Genomic DNA, 20,453 nt, shown 5'->3' with positions numbered 1-20,453 from the left:
CATGGCGACGATGCCGCTGGCCGTGATCGGCCTCGCCGCCCGCTTCGGCGGGTTCGGCGACCTCGACGCCGTGGAGGCCGCGCTGTACGACGGCCGCCGTCGTCCGGCCGAACCCTCCGAGAACACCGCCGCGGCCGCCGAAACGGCCGAACCGGAGCCGGCCACCGCGCTCGCCCGGGCGGCGCTGACCGACTGCCGGGCGCCGGCCGGCGGCCCGATCGCGGTACTGGCCGGCGCGGCCGACCCCGGCGCCGCCGATGGCATCGCCGCCCTGGTCTCCGCCCGTCTGCGGCTCACCGGCCCGACGCGGGGACGGGCGCTGTCGGTGCTGCGCACCGGGTGGCCGGACGACGCCGCCGAACCGCTGCGCTCCGGGACGGCCGCCCAGGTGCTGCTCGTCGCCACCGACAGGCGCGGCGGCGGGGTGGCGTTCGTGCTGGCGCCGGCCACCGCCGGAGCCACCGGCTACGCCGTGCTGGAGGAAGTGGTGACGGCGCCGTTCCCGGCGACCCGGTCCCCGCTCGGATCGAGCCACGTCGAGCTGGACTGCCCGCCGTCGGCGTTGGACCGGGCAGCCGCAGTGCTGGACGCGCTGATCCCGGCCCCGGCCCCGGCCCTCGGCGCGGTCCCGGGGCGCGCGGTGGAGCAGGCGCTGGGCTGGGCCGAGGCGGTGGTGCGCGCCGTCCTCGCGCTGCGCGGCAACTTCATTCCGGGCACCCGGGCGGACGACCCGGTGCGGGCAACGGCCCGCCAGGCCGGCATCGAGCGGCGATTCCCGGTGGCGCCACGACCGTGGCTGCGCGGGGGCCGAGAGCCGCGCCGGTCGGCGGTGCTGGCCGTTGAGCCCGCGCGGCTGCTGGTGTTCACCGACACGGCCGTCCCGCAGCCGCGCCGTACCGCCCTGGTGCCGACCACGCCGGTGACCCTGGTGGCGGTGCGCGCCGCCGACCCGTCCGACCTGGCGGCCCGGCTGGACGCGCTGGACGACGACCCGGGGGCCGCCCTGAGCCGGGCCCGGACCGGGCACGTCGAGGGACCCCCGGCCGGGGCGCTGCACCTGGGGGTGGTCGCCGCGGACGCCGCTCAGCTGCGCGCCGAGGTCGAGGCCTGCCGGCGGGCGCTCGGCGAGGGGCGGCTGGAGCTGTCCACCCCGAGGGGCAGTGCGCTGACCGGCCGCCCGCTCGGCGGCGCGGGATCGGTGGCGTTCATGTACCCGGGTGCGTTCTCCGCTTATCCGGGTGCCGCGCGGAACGCCTTCCGGCTGTTCGAGCCGACCCTGCACGGCATGGCGGCCATGACCTCCGACCCCGCCGGGATATTCGCGGTGGACCGGCTGTACCCGTGCTTCTCGGGGCGTCCGACGGCCCGGGAGATCGTGGCCACCGAGCGGGCGCTGGCCGCCGAACCCTCCGCTCTCATGGCGGCGAGCATGTCCTACGCGGTGTTGTTCACGCGCGCGCTGCGCGAGGTGTTCGGAGTGCGGCCGGCGGTGGCGTTCGGCTACAGCCTCGGCGAGTCCAGCATGCTGCGCGCCCTCGGTGTCTGGGCCGCCCCGGACGCCGACGCGCGGATGGCCGAGCTCCGCGATTCCCCGCTGTTCCGCACCCGGCTCAGCGGGCCACTGGATGCGGTGCGGGAGTACTGGGCCCGGCTGCCGGAACCACCCGCGCGGCCTGGGTGGGAGGTGCTGGTGCTGCTCGCCGCTCCGGACGAGGTTCGGGCCGCGATCACCGCACCGGACCGTACCTGGATCTCCATCATCAACGGGCCGCGCGAGGTGGTGGTGTGCGGCGACCCCGGCGGTTGCGCGAAGCTGGTCGCGCGGCTGGGCTGCGAGCACGTCCGGCTGCCCTACCAGCAGGTGCTGCACGCCCCGCCGGCGGAATCCGAGCTCGCCGCGTTCGTCACCCTCAACCGCAACGTCACCACGGCGGTGGACCGGCCGGTGTTCCTGTCCGCCGCGGTCGCCGGGCCCCTGGAGCTCGAGGCCGAGTCGGTGGCGCACCGGCTGGCCGAGATGTCGGTCCGCCATCTGGACTTCCGGGCCCTGGTGGAGCGCGCCCACGCGGCGGGGGCGCGGGTGTTCGTCGAGGTCGGCCCGGCGGGGATGCTCACCCGGCTGGTCGAGGCGACCCTCGCCGGCCAGGACCACGTGGCGATCCCGCTCGACCGCAGAGGGGTGGACGCGCAGTCCTCGCTGGTGCGGGCGCTGAGCCGGCTGCACGCCCACCACGTACCGCTCGACCTCTCCGGCTGGGGGTCGGGCCACGCGACCGACACGAGGGGCGGGTGAGGACGGTGCGCACCGAGGCGGCCGTGATCCGGGGAACCGGGCGGGAGTGGGAGATCGCCGAGCTGGACCTCGACCCGCCGGCCCCGCGCGAGGTCCGGGTGCGGATGCTCGTGGCCGGGCTCTGCCACTCCGACGAGCATCTGCGGCACCTGCCGGCCGGCACACTGCCGGTCCGCTACCCGATGGTCGGCGGTCACGAGGGCGCCGGCGTGGTGGAGGAGGTCGGTGCGGGCGTGACCCGGGTCCGTCCGGGCGACCACGTGGTCTGCTCCTCGGTGCCGGCGTGCGGCACCTGCCGACGCTGCGGGCAGGGCCGGCAGAACCTGTGCGAGCTGGGGGGCAACGGCCTCGACGGCGCGCTCTACACGCCGGCCGGCGGGTACCGGTTCCACGCCGGCGGGCAGGATTTCGGCGGGATGAGCTACCTGGGCACCTTCGCCCAGTACGCGGTGGTGGCCGAGGCCTCGCTGGTGCCGGTCGGCCCGGACATCCCGTTCGAGGCGGCGGCGCTCATCGGATGCAGCGTACTCACCGGGTGGGGCACGGTGGTCCGGGCCGCCGAGGTACGACCGGACGAGACAGTGGTGATCTATGGCATCGGCGGCAGCGGCGTGCACGCGGTCCAGGGCGCGCGCTGGGCGGGGGCCCGGCACATCGTGGCCGTCGACCCGGTCGCCTCGCGGCGGGACACCGCCGAGGAACTCGGCGCCACTCATACCGCCGCCGATGCCGAGCAGGCGCATCGCATCGTCGCCCAGCTCACCGCGGGGCGCCTGGCCGACCACTGCGTGGTGCTGGTCGGCACGGTCACCCCCGAGGTGGTGTCCCGGGCCGTCGACGTGATCGGCCGTGGCGGCACGGTGACCCTGGCCGGGATCGGCGACCCGACCGAGAACACCGTGCAGCTCAACGGCACCCTGCTCGCGCTGCGCCACAAGCGACTGCAGGGCGCGCTGTTCGGCGGCGTCAACACCCTCACGGACGTCCCGCTGATCGTGGACCTCTACCGGCGCGGAGAGATTCAGCTGGACAGCCTGGTCAGCGGCCGCTACCGGCTCGCCGACATCAGCGAGGGCTATCGCCGGTTGCACGGCGGGCACGGAGTCCGCCACCTGATCGTCCATGAGCACGATCCGGCATGACCGAGGAGGAACGGATGGAGTTCGGCGAGTTCGTGCTGGCCGGGGTGAAGGACTGGAACGCCGGGAACAGGGAGTCGTTCCTGACCCGGTACGGCCCCGGCTCCGGGTTCACCGGCCCGGGCGGGTCGACGCTGAGCGGCGTGAAGGGTGCCGCGCTGTTCTACGACACCTACCACTCGGCGTTCCCGGACTGTGAGCTGCGGCCGGAGAACATGTTCACCGACGGCGAGCAGGGCTGCGTCGAGGGCACGTTCACCGGCACCCACCTGGGTGAGCTGAAGCTGGCCGACGGCCGGGTCGTCGCCCCCACCGGCAACCGCGTCGTCGTGCACTACGCCGAGCGCTGGGTGGTCCGTGACGACGTCGTCTCCTACATCCGGCTCTACTACGACCAGGTGGAGCTGCTCACCCAGCTCGGCGTGGAGACGGTCGGACCGCGGTGAGCGGCGACCGTCGGTGATCGCGGACACCGTCCTTGACGCGTGATCAGCCGGACTGCTTACCTCTTGTTCGATCTTCGCCGGGCGGGGGCCGGTGGTTCGCGATCTACTCGCAGGAGCGCAGGGCATGTCGAGTGAGCACCCCCGTCGTCCGATTCCGGCCCCCGATCCCCTCGGACGCCGCCGCCCACGCACGGTCCGGCGTCTTCCCGCGGCGCTGGCCGCGGTGTCGCTGCTGGCGGTCATCGAATCCGCCGCGACCGGCCTGCCCACGGCGTTCGCCGACCAGTCGCCCGCGTACACGGCCGGACTCATCGGTACGCGGCAGACCACGGCCGCCGTGTCGCCTGCCGAGGCGAACGGCGCGTCCTATGTGCCGGGCGGCAATGTGCTGCGGCTGCCGGACGGCCGGTGGCGTTACCTGCCCGAAGGCGGTCAGCCGGTGACGGTCCCGGCCGGTGACAAGGACGCGGAGGCCCAGATCGCGGAGTCCCGCGCCTGGCTGGCGGCCGGGACGATCCCCGGACGTACGGCGGAGGAGAAGTCGGCCGCCGAGCGGGCACTCCTGTCGATGCGCCTGCTGACCCGGCCCAACGGCGCGGTCGCGGCCGCGTGGTACGGCGCGTGGGAGTACTCCTGGCCTCGTGATTCGAGCTTCGTCGCGGCGGCGCTGGCTCGTACGGGCCACCTCACGGAGGCGTATGAGATCCTCGGCTACAACGCGCGAACCCAACGGTCGGACGGCACCTGGGACGCCCGGACCAAGCTCGACGGCTCGGGCCCCCCGGACGGCCGGCAGTGGCAGCTCGACGCCAACGGCTGGGTCCCCTGGGCGGTGTGGCAGTGGTACCAGGCGGCGCCCGCACAGGAGCGCGGCCGGCTGCTCGAGGCGCTCTATCCCACGGTTCACAAGGCCGCCGCGTACGCCGCGGACTCGTTGGACGCCCACGGACTGCCGCCGGCCGGCCCGGACTACTGGGAGGTCGCCACCACCACGCCGAACATCGGAACGGCCGCCCCGCTGCTGGCCGGACTGCACGCCTCGGCCGACCTGGCCCGCCACAGCGGCCACCCGCAGGACGCGCGTACGTGGGACCGGGCGGCCCGGCGCCTGACGGCGGGCATCAAGAAGTACTTCGCGCCGCTCGGCTATCCCCGTACCGTCGACGGGACGCACGGCCGGGACTCGGCGGTCACGTTCATGGCCCCGCCCTTCAACCACGCCCCGGCTCACCTCTCGACCGCGATCGACAGCACGTACGAGGCACTGCTCCAGCCCAACGGAGGCGTGGTCCCGGGCGACGACCCCGACCATCAGTGGCCTACGGCGTGGGGCCCGGAGACCGCGTTCTTCGCCCTCGCCTGGTCATCGACGGGAGAGCGAAAGAAGGCCGGGCAGGTCGTCGACTGGCTGCTCGACCACCGCGACACGCTGGGTGAGCTCCCGGAGAAGATCGACATGACCGGTACGCCGGCGTCCGTCGTACCCCTCGTCTGGACCGGCGCGATCACCGTGCTGGCCCTTTCCGAACTGGACGGCGACCGGGTACCCGCGCCTCCGGCGTGATTTCGCTCGCCATCGTGGAAGCTACCGGGAGGCGTTCTCCGACTCGCGGATGGCGGAACGGCTTGGCCTCCCCGCGCCGCATAAGAAGCCGACATGCGGCTGATCGGCCGCTGATCGGACGTGCCCTGTCTGCGGCTTCGAGTCAGTGAATCGGAGGTACTGATCCGTGGTCTCGCTGTTCTGCGAGACCACGGATCAGGGACACGAAGGCGGCGACGTGCGAGCTGTAGCTCACGCCGTCGAAGCTGTTGGTCACCGACAGCCCGTCGGTCATGGCCCGCCCGAGTACGGCCAGCTGGTCCACGAAGGCCTCGTCGTCCTCGCCGCCGTTCGGCGCGAAGATCGGGGTGAGGGCTTCCACCCAGGAGGCGTGCGCGTAGTCGCGGATCCGGCGCACGGTGTTCCGCACCGGCTCCGTGTCCTTGTGCGGGCCGACGCTGATGGCCAGCAGGATGCGGAGGTATTCGGGCCGCCGGTCGAGAGAGGCGCACGCCGCCGTGACCCACGTCTCGAAGCGCTCCAGCGGCTCGCGGTCGTCGAACGACGACGGGTTCGGGAACAAGGCGTGCAGTTCGTCGAAGGTGCGGTCGAGCAGCGCCGCCAGGACGCCGAGCTTGTTGCCGAAGTGGTAGTAGATCGAACTGGGCGGCAGCCCGGACCGCGCGCTCAGGTCCGAGATGGCCATGCCGTCGTACCCTCTGCTCGTGATGAGGGCCCGAGCCGTATCCAGGATGATGTCACGGCTGCTCGAGCCGACAGCAGGCGCCGCAGAGCTGGATTCCCTCACCACCAGTCAATGATAGGGCGAACGGCATGGCCACCCGGTCGTCGATGAGCGACCGTCAGACGGTCACGTCCAGCTTCGGTAGTCGTCGTCGGGGAGCGGGTGATGCACCGGAACCACCCTGGAGTAGACGGCGGTCAGGCAGCCGGGGCAGAAGAGCTGACGGAAGACGATCTCCGCGTCGACGTACACCGACGGGTCGCGCCAGATGTGGGGGCCGGCGTCGGCCGGGGCCGCGTCGCGGCGGGCCAGCGCCGCGACGAACGCTCCCCCGGCCAGCGGCCCGATCCCCGTGCCGCAGTGGGTGCACACGACGGTCCCGCCGTCCGGCGACTCCAGGACGGCGAGGTTGTCGTCGAGCCGGCGGGCGCCGCTCAGATCCGGCGCGCCGATCGGGGCGGGCCGCGTGCCCGGCAGACCGGAGCCGGTCGCGCGCTGCTGCCGGAGCCTCCCGCGCGTCTCGTCGGTCGCGGCCGGGTCCACCTCGCCGTCCTCCCGGAGGACGACGCCGTAGACGTCCCGCGCGGCCTCGGCCGAGACGCGGGCGTGCAGCACGTCGTCCCGTACGTTCCCGGCCGGGCGAAGCAGCGGGTCGCCGTAGCCGCCGCCCGCCTGCCAGTGCAGGTAGAGCGCGTCGTCGGGGCCGAGGTGGGACTCCCCCTCGCAGGGCAGCACCTCGATGGCGCCGCCGAGCTCGTCCAGGCCGGCCGGGATGGCCGTCGCCCCGGCGAGACGGGGCGCGTCGATGCCGCGCACCACCAGATCGAGCTGGGAGTTGCCCGGATGGCCTCCGGCCAGGCCGACGTTCTGGTTCGCGGCCTTGCCGGTGCCGGACACGACCAGCGACATCGTCCCGGTCTGGTCCGGGTGCTGCACGTAGCAGACCGAACCGCTCATCCCGCCGCGCTGCCGCCCCGGTCCGCCGGAGTCGGTCTGCTCGCGGCGCCACAGGGCGACGAGGGGATACAGGTACTCGGTCATCTCGACGTCGGGCGCCCGCGCGGACGGGATGATGAGCCGCCCGCCGGTGTCCACGCCGTCGTAGTGCACCTGGGCGCCGTAGCCGCCGGCCATGACGTCGAAGACGGGCGACACGAATCCTTTGCGGGCGCCGCTCCGGACGTCGACGCCGGACACCACGCACAGGTCGGTGGTGCCGTTGCAGATCGACTGCACGTCGCCGCGGCGCGCCGGTTCGGCGTCCAGCATCTTGGCGAGCACCTCGGCGACGAGGTTGCCCGCTCCCCACGCCGGCCCGAACGGTCCCTTGCCGACCGCGGCCGGGAACGAGGCGTTGGTGATGGTGTCCTCGTCGGTGATGATCTCGAAGCACCGCATGAGCCCGCCCGCCGCCCACGGGATGTCCCCCGCCAGCAGCGGCAGCACGGTGAAGACGATCCCGGCGCGCAGCCCCGGGTAGGGGCAGTTGATGATGCCGGTCTGCCCGGCCGTCCCGCGGAAGTCGAAGACGAGCCTGTCGCGTTCCTTCGTCATCGCCACCTTGATGGGATGGAGGCCGCGGTCGCCGGTGTGCGCCTGCTCCTGATACCCCACCGCGGTCCAGGTGCCGTCGGGCAGGGTCTCGAGCTTGGCCCGCAGGCGGCGCTCGGCGTCGTTCATCATCCGGCGCATGACGGCCTTGACGGTGTCGGCGCCGTACTTGCCGATGAGCCGCAGGATCTGCTCCCCCGCGTTCTTGTTCGCGGCGATCTTGGCCCGCAGATCGAGCCCCACCAGGTGCGGCAGGCGCGACCGGCGCACCCAGGCGTCGGCGATGTCGCGTTGCAGCACGCCGTCACGTACGACCTTGACCGGTGGTGTGGGCACCGCCTCCCCGAACACGTCGTGCGCCGACGGGCTGAAGGAGCCGGGACGCGGACCCCCAAGGTCGACCTGGTGGGCGATGGCCGTGGTCCAGCCGAACAGCTTGCCGTCGTGGAAGATCGGAGCCAGGACGGCGGCGTCGTTCTGGTGGAGCCCGCCGCCGATCCACGGGTCGTTGCACAGGAACATGTCGCCTTCGGCGATGCCCGGGTTGTCGCTGCGGTGCTGGAGCGTCCAGGTGACGGCGAGGTCCATGGACCCGATCAGCCCGATGTTGTAGGTGCCGACCTGGACCTGCTCGCCGAGCTCATCGCAGATGGAGAAGTTGAAGTCGTTGGACTCGGTGACGACGTGCGAGCCCGACATCCTGCGAAGCGTCTCGCCCATCTCCTGGGTGATCGCCCACAGCCGGTGCCGGACGACCTCGTACGTCAGGGCGTTGACCTGATGCGTCTGCTCGTCGTCGAGCTGGTGGAGCGGCAGCCGGGGCGAGATCCGGCTGAGCAGCTCCGCCCGGGGCAACGGCCGGCTGGTGAACTCATCCGACCCGGGAATGGTGGATTTCATCGAATGGTCCTCACTGGTAGCTCAGTACGAGGTTGCCGAGACGGTCGACGCGGCCCGTGACTCCGGCGGGGACCACCACCACGGTGGTCGGCACCTCGACGACGGCCGGTCCCACCAGTTCGTGTCCCGCGCGCAGTCGTGCGTAGTCGTAGACGGGGGTGGAGACGAAGCCGGTCTGCGAGTCCAGGCAGACGGGGCGTTCTTCGAGCAGCGCCTCGGACGCGTCGGTTCCGTCGGCCTGCTCGATCTCGGGGAGCACGACGGGAAAGCCCAGCGTGGCCTTGGCCCGTACGCGATAGGTGATCGCCTGCACGCCGGCCTCGCGATAGCCGGCCCCGGATCCGTTGATGCGCTCGTACTGTTCCTCGAAGCGTTCGAGGATCTCCTCGCCGGTGCGCTCCGTGAACCGCGTGTCGGGGATGGCGACCGCGAGCTCGTTGACCTGCATCGAGTAGCGCAGGTCGATCTCGCGATGCAGCGTGACGTCGTGGAACTTCACCTTCTGGCGGTCGAGCGCGCGCTGCAGATCGGCTTCGAGCCGGGTGTAGTGCGACTCGAGCGCCCGGTGGTCGATCGGGAAGGCGGACGGATCGGACAGCTCGGTGCTCACGGCGACGTCCGAGGCCGCGAGGCCGTAGGCGGAGAAGGCGGAGGCGACGGGGCCGAGAGGCACGACCACCTCGCTCACCCCCAGGTCACGGCAGTAGCCGGCGCAGTGGGCGGGACCGGCGCCGCCGAAGGCGTAGGCGACGAAGTCACGAGGGTCGTAGCCGGCCTGCACCACGGCCCGCCGCAGGAGGTCTCCCGCCTGCGCGTTCTGCACCTCGTGGATGGCGATGGCCGCTTCTTCGACCGTGAGCCCGAGCGGCGCGGCCACGTGCTCGCCGATGGCCTGCCGCGCGAGGTCCATCCGCAACGGCTTCCTGCCGCCGAGCAGACCGCGCTCGCTCAGGATCCCGAGGACCAGGTTGGCGTCGGTGTTGGTGGGCCGGGTGCCGCCGTTTCCGTAGCAGGCCGGGCCGGGAACGGCCTCGGCGCTCTGCGGGCCCAGGCGCAGGTTCCCGCCCGTGTCCACCGACGCGAGCGCCCCGCCGCCGGAGCCGATGGTGTGCACCCGTATGGTCGCCGCGTTGATCGGGAACTGGTTCACGATGGAGCCCGGCGCCATGACCGGTTCTCCGTCGACGATCAGTCCGGCGAGGAACGTGGTGCCGCCGACGTCGGTGGTGATGACGTTGCGGTGCCCGAGCTGCTCGGCCAGGCGCATTCCGCCGATGACGCCGCCCGAGAGCACGGAGCCGACGGTGGTGATGGCCTGCTCCGGCGCGCGCTCGGCCGTGATGGTCCCGCCCTCGCTCTGCATGACCAGGAGCGGCCCCTTGAGCCCCCCGTCCTCCAGGCGCTGCCGCAGGGGGGTCAGGTAGCTGCGCAGCCGCGGGCCCACCTGGGCGTTCATGATGGTGGTGGAGGTGCGCGCGAACTCCCGGATCCGCGGGCTGACCTCCGAAGAGAGCGTCACGTACAGCTGCGGGGCGATCTCGTGGATCAGCTCCCGGACCCGCCGTTCATGGGCGTCGTTCTTGAACGACCACAGCAGGCAGACCGCGATCGCCTCGACTCCCTGGTCGACGAGGGACCGCGCGACCTCGCGTACCTCGTCCTCATCGAGGGGTACCAGGACCCGGCCGGCGTAGTCGATCCGCTCGGTGACCTCGAGGGCGCGGTATTTCGGGATCAGGGCGGCCGGTTTGCGCCGGCGGAGGGTGTCCTGGATCTCGTGCGCCGACCTGCCGAGGGTGCGGCCCTCGGCGTTCATGATGTAGATCGAGTCCCGGTGACCCTTGGTGGCGATGAGCCCCACGTCGGCGACTGTCCCCTGGACGAGGGCGTTGATCGACGCCGTGGTGCCGTGGGCGATGTAGTCGGTCTGCGTGAGCAGCTCCTCGACGCCGATCCCGAGTTCGCCCGCGAGTTCCTCGATCGCGTTGAGGACGCCGACCTCGCGGTGGGACGGGGTCGTCGGGGTCTTGGCCGACACGATCCGGCCGGCGCCGTCGGAGGCGACGGCGTCGGTGAACGTGCCGCCGACGTCGATGCCCAGTGCGTATGGCATGTGCTTTCTCCTCACGATGTGTCACCGCCGCTGGGAAACGAAGCGCCCCGTGGCCGTCCGCAGCAGTTCGCCGGGGCGGGCGTCCGCCCCACCGATCCAGGCGACGTGCTGGTCAGGGCGCACGAGCAGGAGCGGCCCGGGGTAACGGTCGGGCGGTAGCCCGGGCAGGTCGACCACCGTCAGCGGGATGCCCAGCTCACTCGCGGCGCCGGCCCAGGCGGTCACCTCGACGCCGGGGTCGGTCCGCAGGAGCGTGAAACCGGTTCCCAGCACGTCGAGTACCGACCGGGTGTCGTCGAGCCAGACATGGGGCAGCCGGAAACCCGCCTGGGCCCGTTGTTCGTAGCCGCCCATGTCGATGGCGGCCTGTTCCGTGCCGCCGATCACGAGCGGGGAACCGGCGTAGTGGTACCCGAAACTGAAACCGTCGGGTGAGTATCGATGCGGTTCCGTGGCCGCCAGCCGTCGCGCGAGCTCGGCACGGGCGCGCGCGCCCTCCGCGCCGGGCAGGTGGATGTCGGGTGAGACGTCCGCGAGTGAGACGCGAGCGGCCGCGCCCACCGCGCGGGCGAACTGTTCGCCGACCGGCTTGCGCTCCAGCTCGTAGGCGGTGAGCAGGTCCGCGGGCGCCCACCCGTGGTGGACCGCGGCCAGCATCCAGGCCAGCGTCGCCGCGTCCTGGATGCCGGCGTTCATGCCGAATCCGCCGACGGGGATCCAGATGTGCGCGGCGTCCCCGGCCAGGAACACCCTCCCCTCGTGGTACCGCTCGGCCACGAGCCGGCGGCCGGTCCAGCGCACGACGCCGAGTACCTCGTGCTCGACGGGGCCGCCGACCGCCTCCCGGAGAAGCCGTTCGGGGTCCTCGTGCTCCGTGTCGTGATCGGGATCGAAGGCCACGTGGTTGAGCCACAGGTCGCGCCCGTCGATCGCGATGATGGACGCGGGCCGGCGTCCATAGGTCCAGTAGGTCCAGGCCCGGTCCCGGGCCGCGAGACGGCCCAGCTCCGGTGATCGGACGAACGTCGACACGAACTTCTGGACGGCGTCGACACCCTGGTAGCGGATCCCGAGGTGCCGCCGGACGGTGCTGTGGGCGCCGTCACAGCCGACGACGTGGTCGCAGTGCAGGACCCGGGTCCCGGCGGCGGACTCCACCACCGCCTCGACCTGGTCCTCGTCCTGCCGCAGTCCGGTCAGCCGTGCGCCGCGTTCGAGGGTCAGCCCGGGGAGGCTGTTCGCGTGCCGTTCCAGGACGGGTTCGAGGAACAGTTGCGAGATCCTGTGCTGCGGTTCCGGCGTGGGCCAGCCGTCCCTGCCCGCGCCCGCCAGCACCTCGCCGGCGGAAGGCAGGTCGATGCGGAAGATCTCCTCGCCGCGCAGGCTCGTGCGGTACTGGATCGAGGTCGGGTGATCCGCCGGCAGGCCGGAGCGCCGGATGTCGCCGGAGAGCCCGAGCCGTCTGAAGATCTCCATCGACCGGGCGGACGTGGTGTTGCACCGTGGGTTGACGGCGCGCTGCTCCGTCGCCTCCACGACATGGCACTCGACGCCTCGCCGGGCGAGATCGATGGCAAGGGTCAGGCCGGTGGGCCCGGCCCCCACGATGAGGACACCGACGCGTTCGCCGTCACCGCTCGCTGTTCGTCTCATGTGTTCACGAAGTCTTCCACCAGGTCACAGAACTCTTTCGGCCGGTCGACGTGGATCCAGTGCCCGGCGCCCGCCACGACCTCGAAGCGCCCGTACGGCAGCGCCTCGACGAGCCGCGCGGAGACCTCGACCGGCGCGACGTGGTCGTGTTCCCCGTGCAGGGCCAGGACCGGGCAGGTGATGCTCCCGAGGTCGACAGGTGGCGGCTGGCCGGCGACATCGGCGAACATCGCGCGGAAGTCCGCCTCCGCGCCGGGGCGCAGCGCCTGACGTACCCGCAGGTCCGCGAGTTCGTCGAGCAGCTCGCGGTGCGCGCTCTCGTCCGCGACCAGCCGAGCGAGCGTGGCGCGCATGGACTCCCTCGTGGGCCGGTCGTAGAACGGGACGGCGGCCGGCAGCGGTCCGGTGCCCGCGCCGCCCATGAGAACGGCACGCCCGACCCGCTCGGGCGCCTCGGCCATGAGGGCCAGGGCCGCCGCGCCGCCTGCGGCCGAGTTGCCGACGAGATGGACACGGGTCATGCCGGACCGGTCGAGCGACTCCAGCACCTGCCGGGCACGGGCTCGTGCCCAGGCGCGCGGGCCGCGTGGCCGCTCGGCGCCCACGACATCCGTGATCCGCGCGCCGAAGCCGAGCAGGTCGGGGGCCAGGCACGTGAACCGGGACGTGAGCCTGGGCCACACCGTGGCCCAGTTGCTCGCGGCGTCGACCCCCGGCCCGCCGCCGTGGAGCAGCACGAGGCCGGTGGCGCCCGCTGTCGCCTGCTCCGTCACGGCAGCCGCGACAGGTACTCGTCGGTGCCGACGACCTCCGACGACGTCAGGGTCATCACCCGCAGCGCCGCCTCGTGCATGTCAGCGGCGGACATGGCGCCGAATCCCAGGTCAGGGTAGTCGCACGAGGCGCACGCGTCCGCGATCACCACGGACCGGAACCCGCGCTCCAGCGCGCCGCGCGCCGTCCCCAGCACACAGCACTCAGTCGTCATCCCGGCGAGGACCACCGTCTCGACGTCGAGCCCGCGCAGCAACAGCTCCAGATCGGTGGCGTAGAAGGCGTTGTAGCGATGCTTCTTGATCACCGGCTCACCCGGTCGCGGCGCCAGGTCACGATGGATCTCCCCTCCCCGCTCGCCGTCGACCAGCGCCTCTCCGGCCGCGACGGGTGGATAGAGGTCGCGATGGATTCCCATGTCGGCGCCGCCACGGCGGTGGACGTGAGCGGCGTAGAGCACGGGCATCCCGCGTTCGCGTACCGCGTGGAGCACCTTCTGGATGTTCGGGACGACGCGGCGGCCTTCGGGAAATTCCAGAGGCGCGCCTTCCTCCATGAAATCGTTCTGCATGTCGATGACGAGAACCGCCGTGCGGTCCACGTCGATCACGGGTGCGGTCACCACGACCTCCTCCGCTCAGGGGGCTTAAGGAATGGATGTGCCGGGGCTTTCACCAGCCTCGGTGCGACGGTCAGGAGGCGGACCATCCGCCGTCGAGCACCAGCCGGGTGCCGGTGACGGAGACGGCCTCCGGTGAGCACAGGTACGCGACCGCGCCGGCGACTTCTTCGGGCTCGATGAGCCGTTTCACCGCCGACCGCGCCAGCAGGACCTCCGAGACCACCTCGTCCACGCCGAGGCCGTGGACCTCTGCTTGATCCGCGAGCTGTTCTTCGACCAAGGGGGTACGGACGTAGCCGGGGCACACGCAGTTGCTCGTGACACCCCGGGCCGCGCCCTCGAGCGCGATGACTTTCGAAAGCCCTTCGAGGCCGTGTTTCGCGCTGACGTAGGCGGATTTGTACGCACTGGCCCGGATGCCGTGCGCGCTGGACATGTGGATGATCCGGCCCCAGCCCCGTTCGTACATGCCCGGGACGACCGCGCGGCTGAGCAGGAACGGGGCCTCGAGCATCAGCCTCAGCACGAAGGCGAACCGCTCCGGGCTGAACTGCTCGATCGGTGAGACGTGTTGCACCCCGGCGTTGTTGACGAGGATGTCCGCGTCGAGGCGCAGATCGGCCAGATCGGCGGTCCGGCTCAGATCCAGGACCAGCGCCTCGCCGCCGACCCGCTCGGCCGTGCGTGCCGCACCGTCCGCGTCGACGTCACACACGACGACGTGGGCGCCCAGACCGGCGAGCCGGCCCGCCACCGCAGCACCGATGCCGCTCGCGGCGCCGGTCACCACGGCGCGCCTGTCCGACAGGTCGGGAACCATCGGCGTGTCCATCACGAGGCCGGCGAGGCGAAGGGGTTGGCATCGGCGTGGTGATGCCCCCAGATGTCGGAAACCCCGAAGTCATGCGGAACCCAGTCGTCACCGACCTCGATGCCGCCGCAGCCGATCTCGAGGTGGAACCCGCTGGGGTTCTTGACGTAGAAGGAGACGGCCTTGTCGTTCATGTGCCGGCCCAGGCTGATCGAGATCGGAACGCCGTTGGTCCGAGCGCGGTCGTAGGCGCGCCCGACGTCGTCGAGGCAGCCGTGTTCGAGCTCGAGATGATGGATCGAGGGCGATTCCGCGTGCGCCAGCGCGATGCTGTGGTGGGTGGAGTTGCAGCGGTAGAAGTAGAGGCCCGGCGCGCGGTAGTCCGTCAGCCTGAACTCGAGCACCGACTCGTAGAGTTCGCGAAGCTCGGCGAGCTTCGGGCCGGCGAGCACGAGGTGACCGAGACCGATGACGCCGCGGCCCGGGCCGGTGCGGACCTTGGCCTCGCCGAGTACGAGCTCCACGCGGTACCCGACCGGATCGGTGAACCACCGGAATCGCGTGGCGCCGCGCAGCCCCGCCTCGTCCGCGGACCCTTCCGTGACCGCGTAGCCGGCGTCCGTCAACCGGCCGGTGAGCCTGTCGAGTTCGTGTGGTGAGTCGACGATCCACCCCACGTGCTTCGGCCTGTCCTCGGCGGCGGGATGCAGCGCGAGCCGGTACTTGAACTCGTCCAGCTCGGCGAGGGTCACGTCCTTCTCGGCCGTGACGCCGACTTCCAGAGTGCGGCCGAGCAGGTCGGCCCAGGCGTCGACGTCGGTGACGTCGAGGCCGACGTACCCCAGCTTGCGAATGCCCATGACCGTCTTACTCCTTCGGCGTGACACCCGCGGCGGCGCGCGTCAGGAACTCGCGAACGATCTGGTTGAACTCGGGCGCGCGCTCGTACTGCACCCAGTGGCGGCAGTTCGGCAGCACCCGCAGTTCGGCATCGGGGATGCCGTTGAGGATCTTGGTCGCCCAGCTCAGCGGCACCGTCTGGTCCTCGCGTCCCCACAGCAGCAGCGTGGGTGCGCCGATGAGCCCCAGGTCCGGCGTCAGGTCGCCGAAGTTCGGGGGGACCGGCAGCTCGGGGTGCGCCCGCAGGCTCGACTCGTATCGCTCGTCGATGAGGGCGTCGGTGGCCAGGGTCTCGTCGTACACCATGAGGTGCACGAACTCGCTCATCGCCTCCCGTGAAGGTCTCTCCGCCGCCATGTAACCGAAGAGGCGCTCGAGCCCGACGGGCCACGGCGGCCCGTCCGCGGGGAGCACGCCACCGGGCGCCATGAGGACGAGCCGGTCGACCCGTTCGGGGTGGCTCATGGCGATCCGCATCGCGACGGCGCCGCCGTAGGAGTTGCCGACCAGATGAGCCCGGTCGATCCCGAGCGCCGTCATGGCCCGGCCGACGCGCTCGGCCGCGTGGAAGATCAGCGGCTCATCCATCGCGGGCCGCGGGGAACGCCCCCACCCGGGAAGGTCCACCACGATGTTGCGGAAGTCATCGAAGGCCGGGAGATTCGCGCCGAAATTGCTCATCCCCGTGGCGCCCGGCCCGGAGCCGTGCAGCCACACGACGGGAGCGCCCGTACCGGACTCGGTGTAGGCCAGTTCGAGATCCCCGACATCAAGCGTGCTTGTCACAGGAGCACCATCCTCTGTGTATGTAGCGTTCACTATACAAGATCATCTGTGCTTGCGACAGGGGTGAACGAGCGACAGGAGTCGCCTGATCAGGTGATCTCCCCGGTGCGTCACTTCAGGGCGTCTTCGAACACCTTGCGGTGCTCAGCGACGTGCCCGTGCTCGCGCCGGGACCAGGTGATGCGATCCGAGATCTGCTCGTCAGTTACTTCGACGACCGGGAAGCCGGCCTGCACCTCCGCCCAGAAACGGGCATTGCGGACTTGCCGTTCCAGCATCGCGTCGACCAGAACAGCACGCTCAGGACCAGCCAGACCATAGGCGTCGGCCAGCACGCGCACCTGGGTGGCCTGGACGTCCGCGGAAGGAGCCCCCGCCTTCCAGGACACGCACCACAGCCAGGACATGTACCCGACGTCTTCCAGCGGACTGCCCGGCGCAGCCATGTCGAAATCGATGAAGGCGACCGGCCTCTCGTCCTGAAAGACGGCGTTGTTCGGCCCCAGGTCGTGATGGCACACGACCTGATGCCGACCGGCAAGATCGCTGCCCCGGGTGGCATCGTGCATGGCTCGCGCCAGGGCGCCGGCCGCGGCGACCTGCGCGTCGGTCCATGGCTGGAACTTGGCCGGAACCCAGCCCGGCACGTAACTGAAGATGTCCCGGCCTGCCTGATCCCGACCGAGATATCGCGGGGCCCCGGTGAACCCTCGGCTCTCCAACAGATCAAGCAAGGAGGCGACGAACGGCGAGGCACCCGAGGCCGGCCTCCGGACCGTGTCACCGATGCGGACGACGCCGCGGGCGATGCGGCCTCCTCGCAGAGGGACGACGCCGTCAACGATCTCAGACATCCGCTGCCTCCTTTCATCGCCGCCGTCTTGGCAGGTCGCCCACGCGAGATGCGATCACCCAGGCGCCCTGGGGCGTCCTGGGTGATCGCGTGTTGCGGTGGTCAGTCGCAGGGCGTGCCGTTGAGCGTGAACGCGGTCGGCGCGGTGTTGGAACCGCTGTAGGTGAAGTTGGCGCCGATCGAGGTCGAGGCACCGGTGGCGAGGGTGCCGTTCCACCCGGCGTTGGTGACCGAGACGTCCTTGCCGGACTGCGACCAGGTGCCGCTCCAGCCCTGCGACAGCCGCTGGTCGCCGGCGTAGGAGTATTTCAGGGTCCAGCCGCTGATGGCCGGGCCCTGGTTGGTGAGGGTGATGTTCGCGGTGAAGCCGGATCCCCAGTCGTTCGTCGAGTAGGCGACCTCGCAGTTCGCGGTGCCGCCGCCCCCGCCGTCACCGGAGCCGCCCAGGGCGGTGGCGATGGCATCGTAGACGGAGGGCTTCTTGTTGAGGTTCTCGTCCCACGGCAGCGCCGAACCCTGGCCGCTGAACGTCCCCGGCACCCACGAGTACTTGTCGGTGTAGTCCCAGATGGTGATCCCGACGCACCGGGCGACGGCCATGCACGCCTTGGTGACGTTCGCGTAGTAGGTGGCCTGCGTGGCGACCTTGGCGGAATCCGCGGGCAGTTCCATCCGCACGTCGAGTTCGGTGATGGCGACGTCCACTCCGAGATCGGCGAAGCGCTGCAGGTTGGCCTGCATGCCCGACGGGAACCCGTACTGCACCGCGAGGTGCGCCTGGAAGCCGACGCCGTCGATGGGCACGCCCTGCGCTTTCAGCGATTTGACCAGGTCGTACATCGCGTCGCTCTTCGCGCCGCTGCCTTCGGTGTTGTAGTCGTTGATGTACAGCTTGGCGTTCGGGTCGGCCGCGCGGGCGGCGCGCAGGGCGGTGGCGACGTAACCGGAGCCGAGCGTGTTGTACCAGAGGTCGGACCGGTACGTCCCATCCTCGTTGAACGGCTCGTTGACGACGTCCCAGGAGTAGACCTCGCCCTTGTAGTGTCCCGCGACGTTGGCGATGTGGTTCTGCAGGATCGAGGTGAGCTGGGGGGCGCTCCAGTTGCCGGAGGTGAGCCAGTTCGGGAGCTGGTTGTGCCAGACCAGCGTGTGGGCGCGCACCATCATGTCGTGTGCGTCGGCGAAGTCGACGACGGCGTCGCCCTGGGCGTAGCTGAACTGGTTCTGCTGGGGCTCGGTCGCGTCCCACTTCATCGAGTTGCCGGGAGTGGTCGAGCCGAACTCCCCCCCGCCGAGGATCGCGGTGTACGCGCTGTCGGAGAGTTCGGGGTTGTCGGTGGCCGATCCGAAGTACTTGCCCTGGGCCCGGGCGAGCTGGTTCAGCGTCGACGCGGCGACGGCCGCCGGTGTCGTGAGCGCCGCGAGGACGGTGACCAGTACGGCCAGTAAGGCCAGGACGGCCACCGGTCCTCGCCGGGATGGCATCGCGTTTCTCCTCCTCATGACGGGGCCGGGCCTACGGGCTGGCACAGGTGAGGGTGGGGGCCGTGGTCGGGCCGTTGGCGACCAGCCCGAACGTGGTCGATCCGCCCACAGGGACCGACCGGTTCCAGTCGGCGTTCCGTACGCTCGCCAGGTCGCCGTTGACGGTGAGGGTGCCGTTCCAGACGCTGTTCACCGTCTGACCGCTCGGCGGCAGCCAGCTCACCGTCCACCCGTTCAGCGCCGTGTCGCCCGGGTTGCTCACGGTCACCTCGGCCTGGAACCCGCCGGACCAGGAGTTCGTGACCGCGAAAGTGGCGTCGCAGGGCCTGGTGCCCGGGTCGCCTCCCTGGCCGACGCCGGTGACCTGGCCGTTACCGCCGTCGAAGACGACGTCGGAACATCCGTAGAAGGTCTCGTTGCTGTCGGACCGCTGCCAGACGGAGTAGATGATGTGCCGTCCGGTCTTGTTCGCCGGCAGAGCGCCGGACCAGTAGTAGTAGCCGTCGACGCTGCCGGTCGGGCCGGTGCTCGGCGGGTGGTCGGCGACGAGGAACGGGGAGGACTCCATCTCGTCCCAGGTCAGCGGCTTGGTCGGGTCCCAGCCGTCTTTCGTGACGTACAGGTAGAAGCTGCCGGGATGCGCGGCCCACTTGTTGTAGCGGAAGTCGAAGTTCGCCCCGCTCGTCAGGTGGGTGACCGGCCAGTCCGCGCTCGGCAGGTCGAAGCCGGTGTAGTTCGGGTTGCCGCCGGCGCACAACTGCCCGTCCGGGATGAACCCGCGGGTGCGGCCGGCGCCGTCCGAGCGGAGCACCGCGAACCAGTTGTAGAGCGAGTTCGTGCCGCTCTGCGCGACCGCGGCCGCGCACGCCGGGTTCTTCGGGACGATCTCGCCCGTCTCGGTGAGCCCGTCCTCCCAGCACAGGAACGTACGGCTGCCCGGCTTCATGAAAGCGCCGTGCGCCAGGGCCGGCCGGGCGGTCAGCAGATTCGTGCCCACCAGTGCCGCGACGAGCATCGACAGCACGCAGGCGAGTAACTTTCTCCGTTGTCTCCTCAAGATTCTTCCCTTCGACCGTCGGCAGAGGGTGGCGAATGCGCTCTCAGCACGAGAATCGTGCTTTCCCGCGACATATCAAGCGACCTCGGCGGCCGATCCATGGGAAGGCCTCTCACCTGCACGTTCATCGGCCGCCGGACGCGGCATTAATGAAAACCGATGAAAGGTGAAGGACTGTGCTGTTTTCGGCTCTAGTTCGTCATCTCGGCGTGGAACACATTCGCCAGCTGCACGCGCGACTGGATGCCGAGTTTCGCGAAGACGGCACACAGGTGGCTGCTGAAGGTACCCCTCGTCCGCAGTTCGGCGGCCGGCGCTAGCCTCTGCACATGCGGATCGTGCGCTCTGGGAGGGATCTCGGTGGCTGACGCCGACGATGTGCGCCGGTTGGCGCTGTCTCTGCCTCACGTGGTGGAGATCGACAGTGACGGCTTCGATTTCCGGGTGGCCGACAAAGGGTTCGTCTGGTCCTATCCCGAGCGCACGCCGGGGAAGCCGCGCCTCATCCGAACCGATATCGCGGTGCTCTTCGTCGGCGACGAGGCCGAGAAGCAGGCTCTCCTCCTCGGCGAGCCCGACCTCTTCTTCACCACGCCCGGCTACGACGGCTTGCCCCTGGTGATGCTGCGCCTGGCAGAGGTGGGGTTCGAACGCCTGAAAGAACTCATCACCGACGCGTGGCGCATGCGTGCGCCGGACGCGCTCGTCGGCGACCTCGATGAGGCCGGCGTGTCGTCCAACACTGATCCGGGGTGAACGCTTGACCGGCCGCCGAACGTGAC

Annotated in this window: 17 protein-coding genes; 5 read left to right on the top strand and 12 right to left on the bottom strand. The window is 70.9% G+C overall.

The window, feature by feature from the left end; translation table 11 throughout:
* Position 1 precedes the first annotated feature (1 nt).
* The 4 genes from ACQEV1_RS22450 (at position 2) to ACQEV1_RS22435 (ending at position 5,442) form a co-directional block, all read left to right on the top strand.
* Positions 2–2,293 carry a hypothetical protein gene (locus tag ACQEV1_RS22450; RefSeq protein ID WP_433395806.1) on the top strand — a complete coding sequence of 764 codons (2,292 nt, stop codon included), beginning with the start codon at positions 2–4 and terminating at the stop codon, positions 2,291–2,293.
* 5 nt (positions 2,294–2,298) lie between these two features.
* Entirely contained in the window at positions 2,299–3,435 is a 1,137-nt protein-coding gene (locus ACQEV1_RS22445) for an NDMA-dependent alcohol dehydrogenase (RefSeq protein ID WP_433395804.1), read from the top strand.
* Positions 3,432–3,878, top strand: coding sequence for an ester cyclase (locus ACQEV1_RS22440; protein ID WP_433395803.1), 447 nt, complete (start codon positions 3,432–3,434; stop codon positions 3,876–3,878). Before ACQEV1_RS22445 ends, ACQEV1_RS22440 begins: the two co-directional genes overlap by 4 nt.
* Positions 3,879–4,002: 124 nt before the next feature.
* The gene (locus tag ACQEV1_RS22435) at positions 4,003–5,442 is read left to right on the top strand and encodes a glycoside hydrolase family 15 (protein ID WP_433395801.1); all 1,440 of its coding nucleotides are present in this window, start codon (positions 4,003–4,005) and stop codon (positions 5,440–5,442) included.
* 142 nt (positions 5,443–5,584) lie between these two features.
* On the opposite strand, the gene ACQEV1_RS22430 is transcribed toward ACQEV1_RS22435, so the two are convergent.
* The 12 genes from ACQEV1_RS22430 to ACQEV1_RS22375 form a co-directional block, all read right to left on the bottom strand.
* The gene (locus ACQEV1_RS22430) at positions 5,585–6,229 is read right to left on the bottom strand and encodes a TetR/AcrR family transcriptional regulator (RefSeq protein ID WP_433405947.1); all 645 of its coding nucleotides are present in this window, start codon (positions 6,227–6,229) and stop codon (positions 5,585–5,587) included.
* A 63-nt stretch (positions 6,230–6,292) separates the two neighbouring features.
* Complete coding sequence (locus ACQEV1_RS22425; protein WP_433395799.1) at positions 6,293–8,617, bottom strand: hydantoinase B/oxoprolinase family protein; 2,325 nt, start codon at positions 8,615–8,617, stop codon at positions 6,293–6,295.
* 10 nt (positions 8,618–8,627) lie between these two features.
* The gene (locus tag ACQEV1_RS22420) at positions 8,628–10,730 is read right to left on the bottom strand and encodes a hydantoinase/oxoprolinase family protein (protein WP_285619567.1); all 2,103 of its coding nucleotides are present in this window, start codon (positions 10,728–10,730) and stop codon (positions 8,628–8,630) included.
* A gap of 21 nt (positions 10,731–10,751) precedes the next feature.
* Complete coding sequence (locus tag ACQEV1_RS22415) at positions 10,752–12,383, bottom strand: FAD-dependent monooxygenase (RefSeq protein ID WP_433395796.1); 1,632 nt, start codon at positions 12,381–12,383, stop codon at positions 10,752–10,754.
* A complete protein-coding gene (locus ACQEV1_RS22410; protein WP_433395794.1) occupies positions 12,380–13,156 on the bottom strand; it encodes an alpha/beta fold hydrolase in 777 nt (258 codons plus the stop codon). The genes ACQEV1_RS22415 and ACQEV1_RS22410 overlap by 4 nt, the downstream gene beginning before the upstream one ends.
* Positions 13,153–13,779, bottom strand: coding sequence for a cysteine hydrolase family protein (locus ACQEV1_RS22405; protein ID WP_433395792.1), 627 nt, complete (start codon positions 13,777–13,779; stop codon positions 13,153–13,155). The genes ACQEV1_RS22410 and ACQEV1_RS22405 overlap by 4 nt, the downstream gene beginning before the upstream one ends.
* A 70-nt stretch (positions 13,780–13,849) precedes the next feature.
* Complete coding sequence (locus ACQEV1_RS22400) at positions 13,850–14,599, bottom strand: 3-hydroxybutyrate dehydrogenase (protein ID WP_433395790.1); 750 nt, start codon at positions 14,597–14,599, stop codon at positions 13,850–13,852.
* Positions 14,600–14,610: 11 nt separating this feature from the next.
* Positions 14,611–15,450, bottom strand: coding sequence for a VOC family protein (locus ACQEV1_RS22395; RefSeq protein WP_433395788.1), 840 nt, complete (start codon positions 15,448–15,450; stop codon positions 14,611–14,613).
* A gap of 7 nt (positions 15,451–15,457) precedes the next feature.
* A complete protein-coding gene (locus ACQEV1_RS22390; protein WP_433395786.1) occupies positions 15,458–16,276 on the bottom strand; it encodes an alpha/beta fold hydrolase in 819 nt (272 codons plus the stop codon).
* Between the two features lie 110 nt (positions 16,277–16,386).
* Entirely contained in the window at positions 16,387–17,130 is a 744-nt protein-coding gene (locus tag ACQEV1_RS22385; RefSeq protein ID WP_433395784.1) for an aminoglycoside phosphotransferase family protein, read from the bottom strand.
* A 101-nt stretch (positions 17,131–17,231) separates the two neighbouring features.
* Positions 17,232–18,614, bottom strand: coding sequence for an endo-1,4-beta-xylanase (locus tag ACQEV1_RS22380; protein WP_433395782.1), 1,383 nt, complete (start codon positions 18,612–18,614; stop codon positions 17,232–17,234).
* Between the two features lie 31 nt (positions 18,615–18,645).
* Positions 18,646–19,671 carry a lytic polysaccharide monooxygenase auxiliary activity family 9 protein gene (locus ACQEV1_RS22375; RefSeq protein WP_433395780.1) on the bottom strand — a complete coding sequence of 342 codons (1,026 nt, stop codon included), beginning with the start codon at positions 19,669–19,671 and terminating at the stop codon, positions 18,646–18,648.
* Between the two features lie 360 nt (positions 19,672–20,031).
* Here ACQEV1_RS22375 and ACQEV1_RS22370 point away from each other — a divergent pair, with 360 nt between their 5' ends.
* Complete coding sequence (locus ACQEV1_RS22370) at positions 20,032–20,427, top strand: MmcQ/YjbR family DNA-binding protein (RefSeq protein ID WP_285619584.1); 396 nt, start codon at positions 20,032–20,034, stop codon at positions 20,425–20,427.
* Positions 20,428–20,453 lie beyond the last annotated feature (26 nt).

It is taken from the genome of Actinoallomurus sp. CA-142502 (assembly GCF_050936355.1).
In the GTDB taxonomy this organism is placed as follows: domain Bacteria; phylum Actinomycetota; class Actinomycetes; order Streptosporangiales; family Streptosporangiaceae; genus Actinoallomurus; species Actinoallomurus iriomotensis.
The sequence above is the reverse complement of the archived record's forward strand: the minus strand, read 5'-3'. Positions and strand labels throughout refer to the sequence as shown.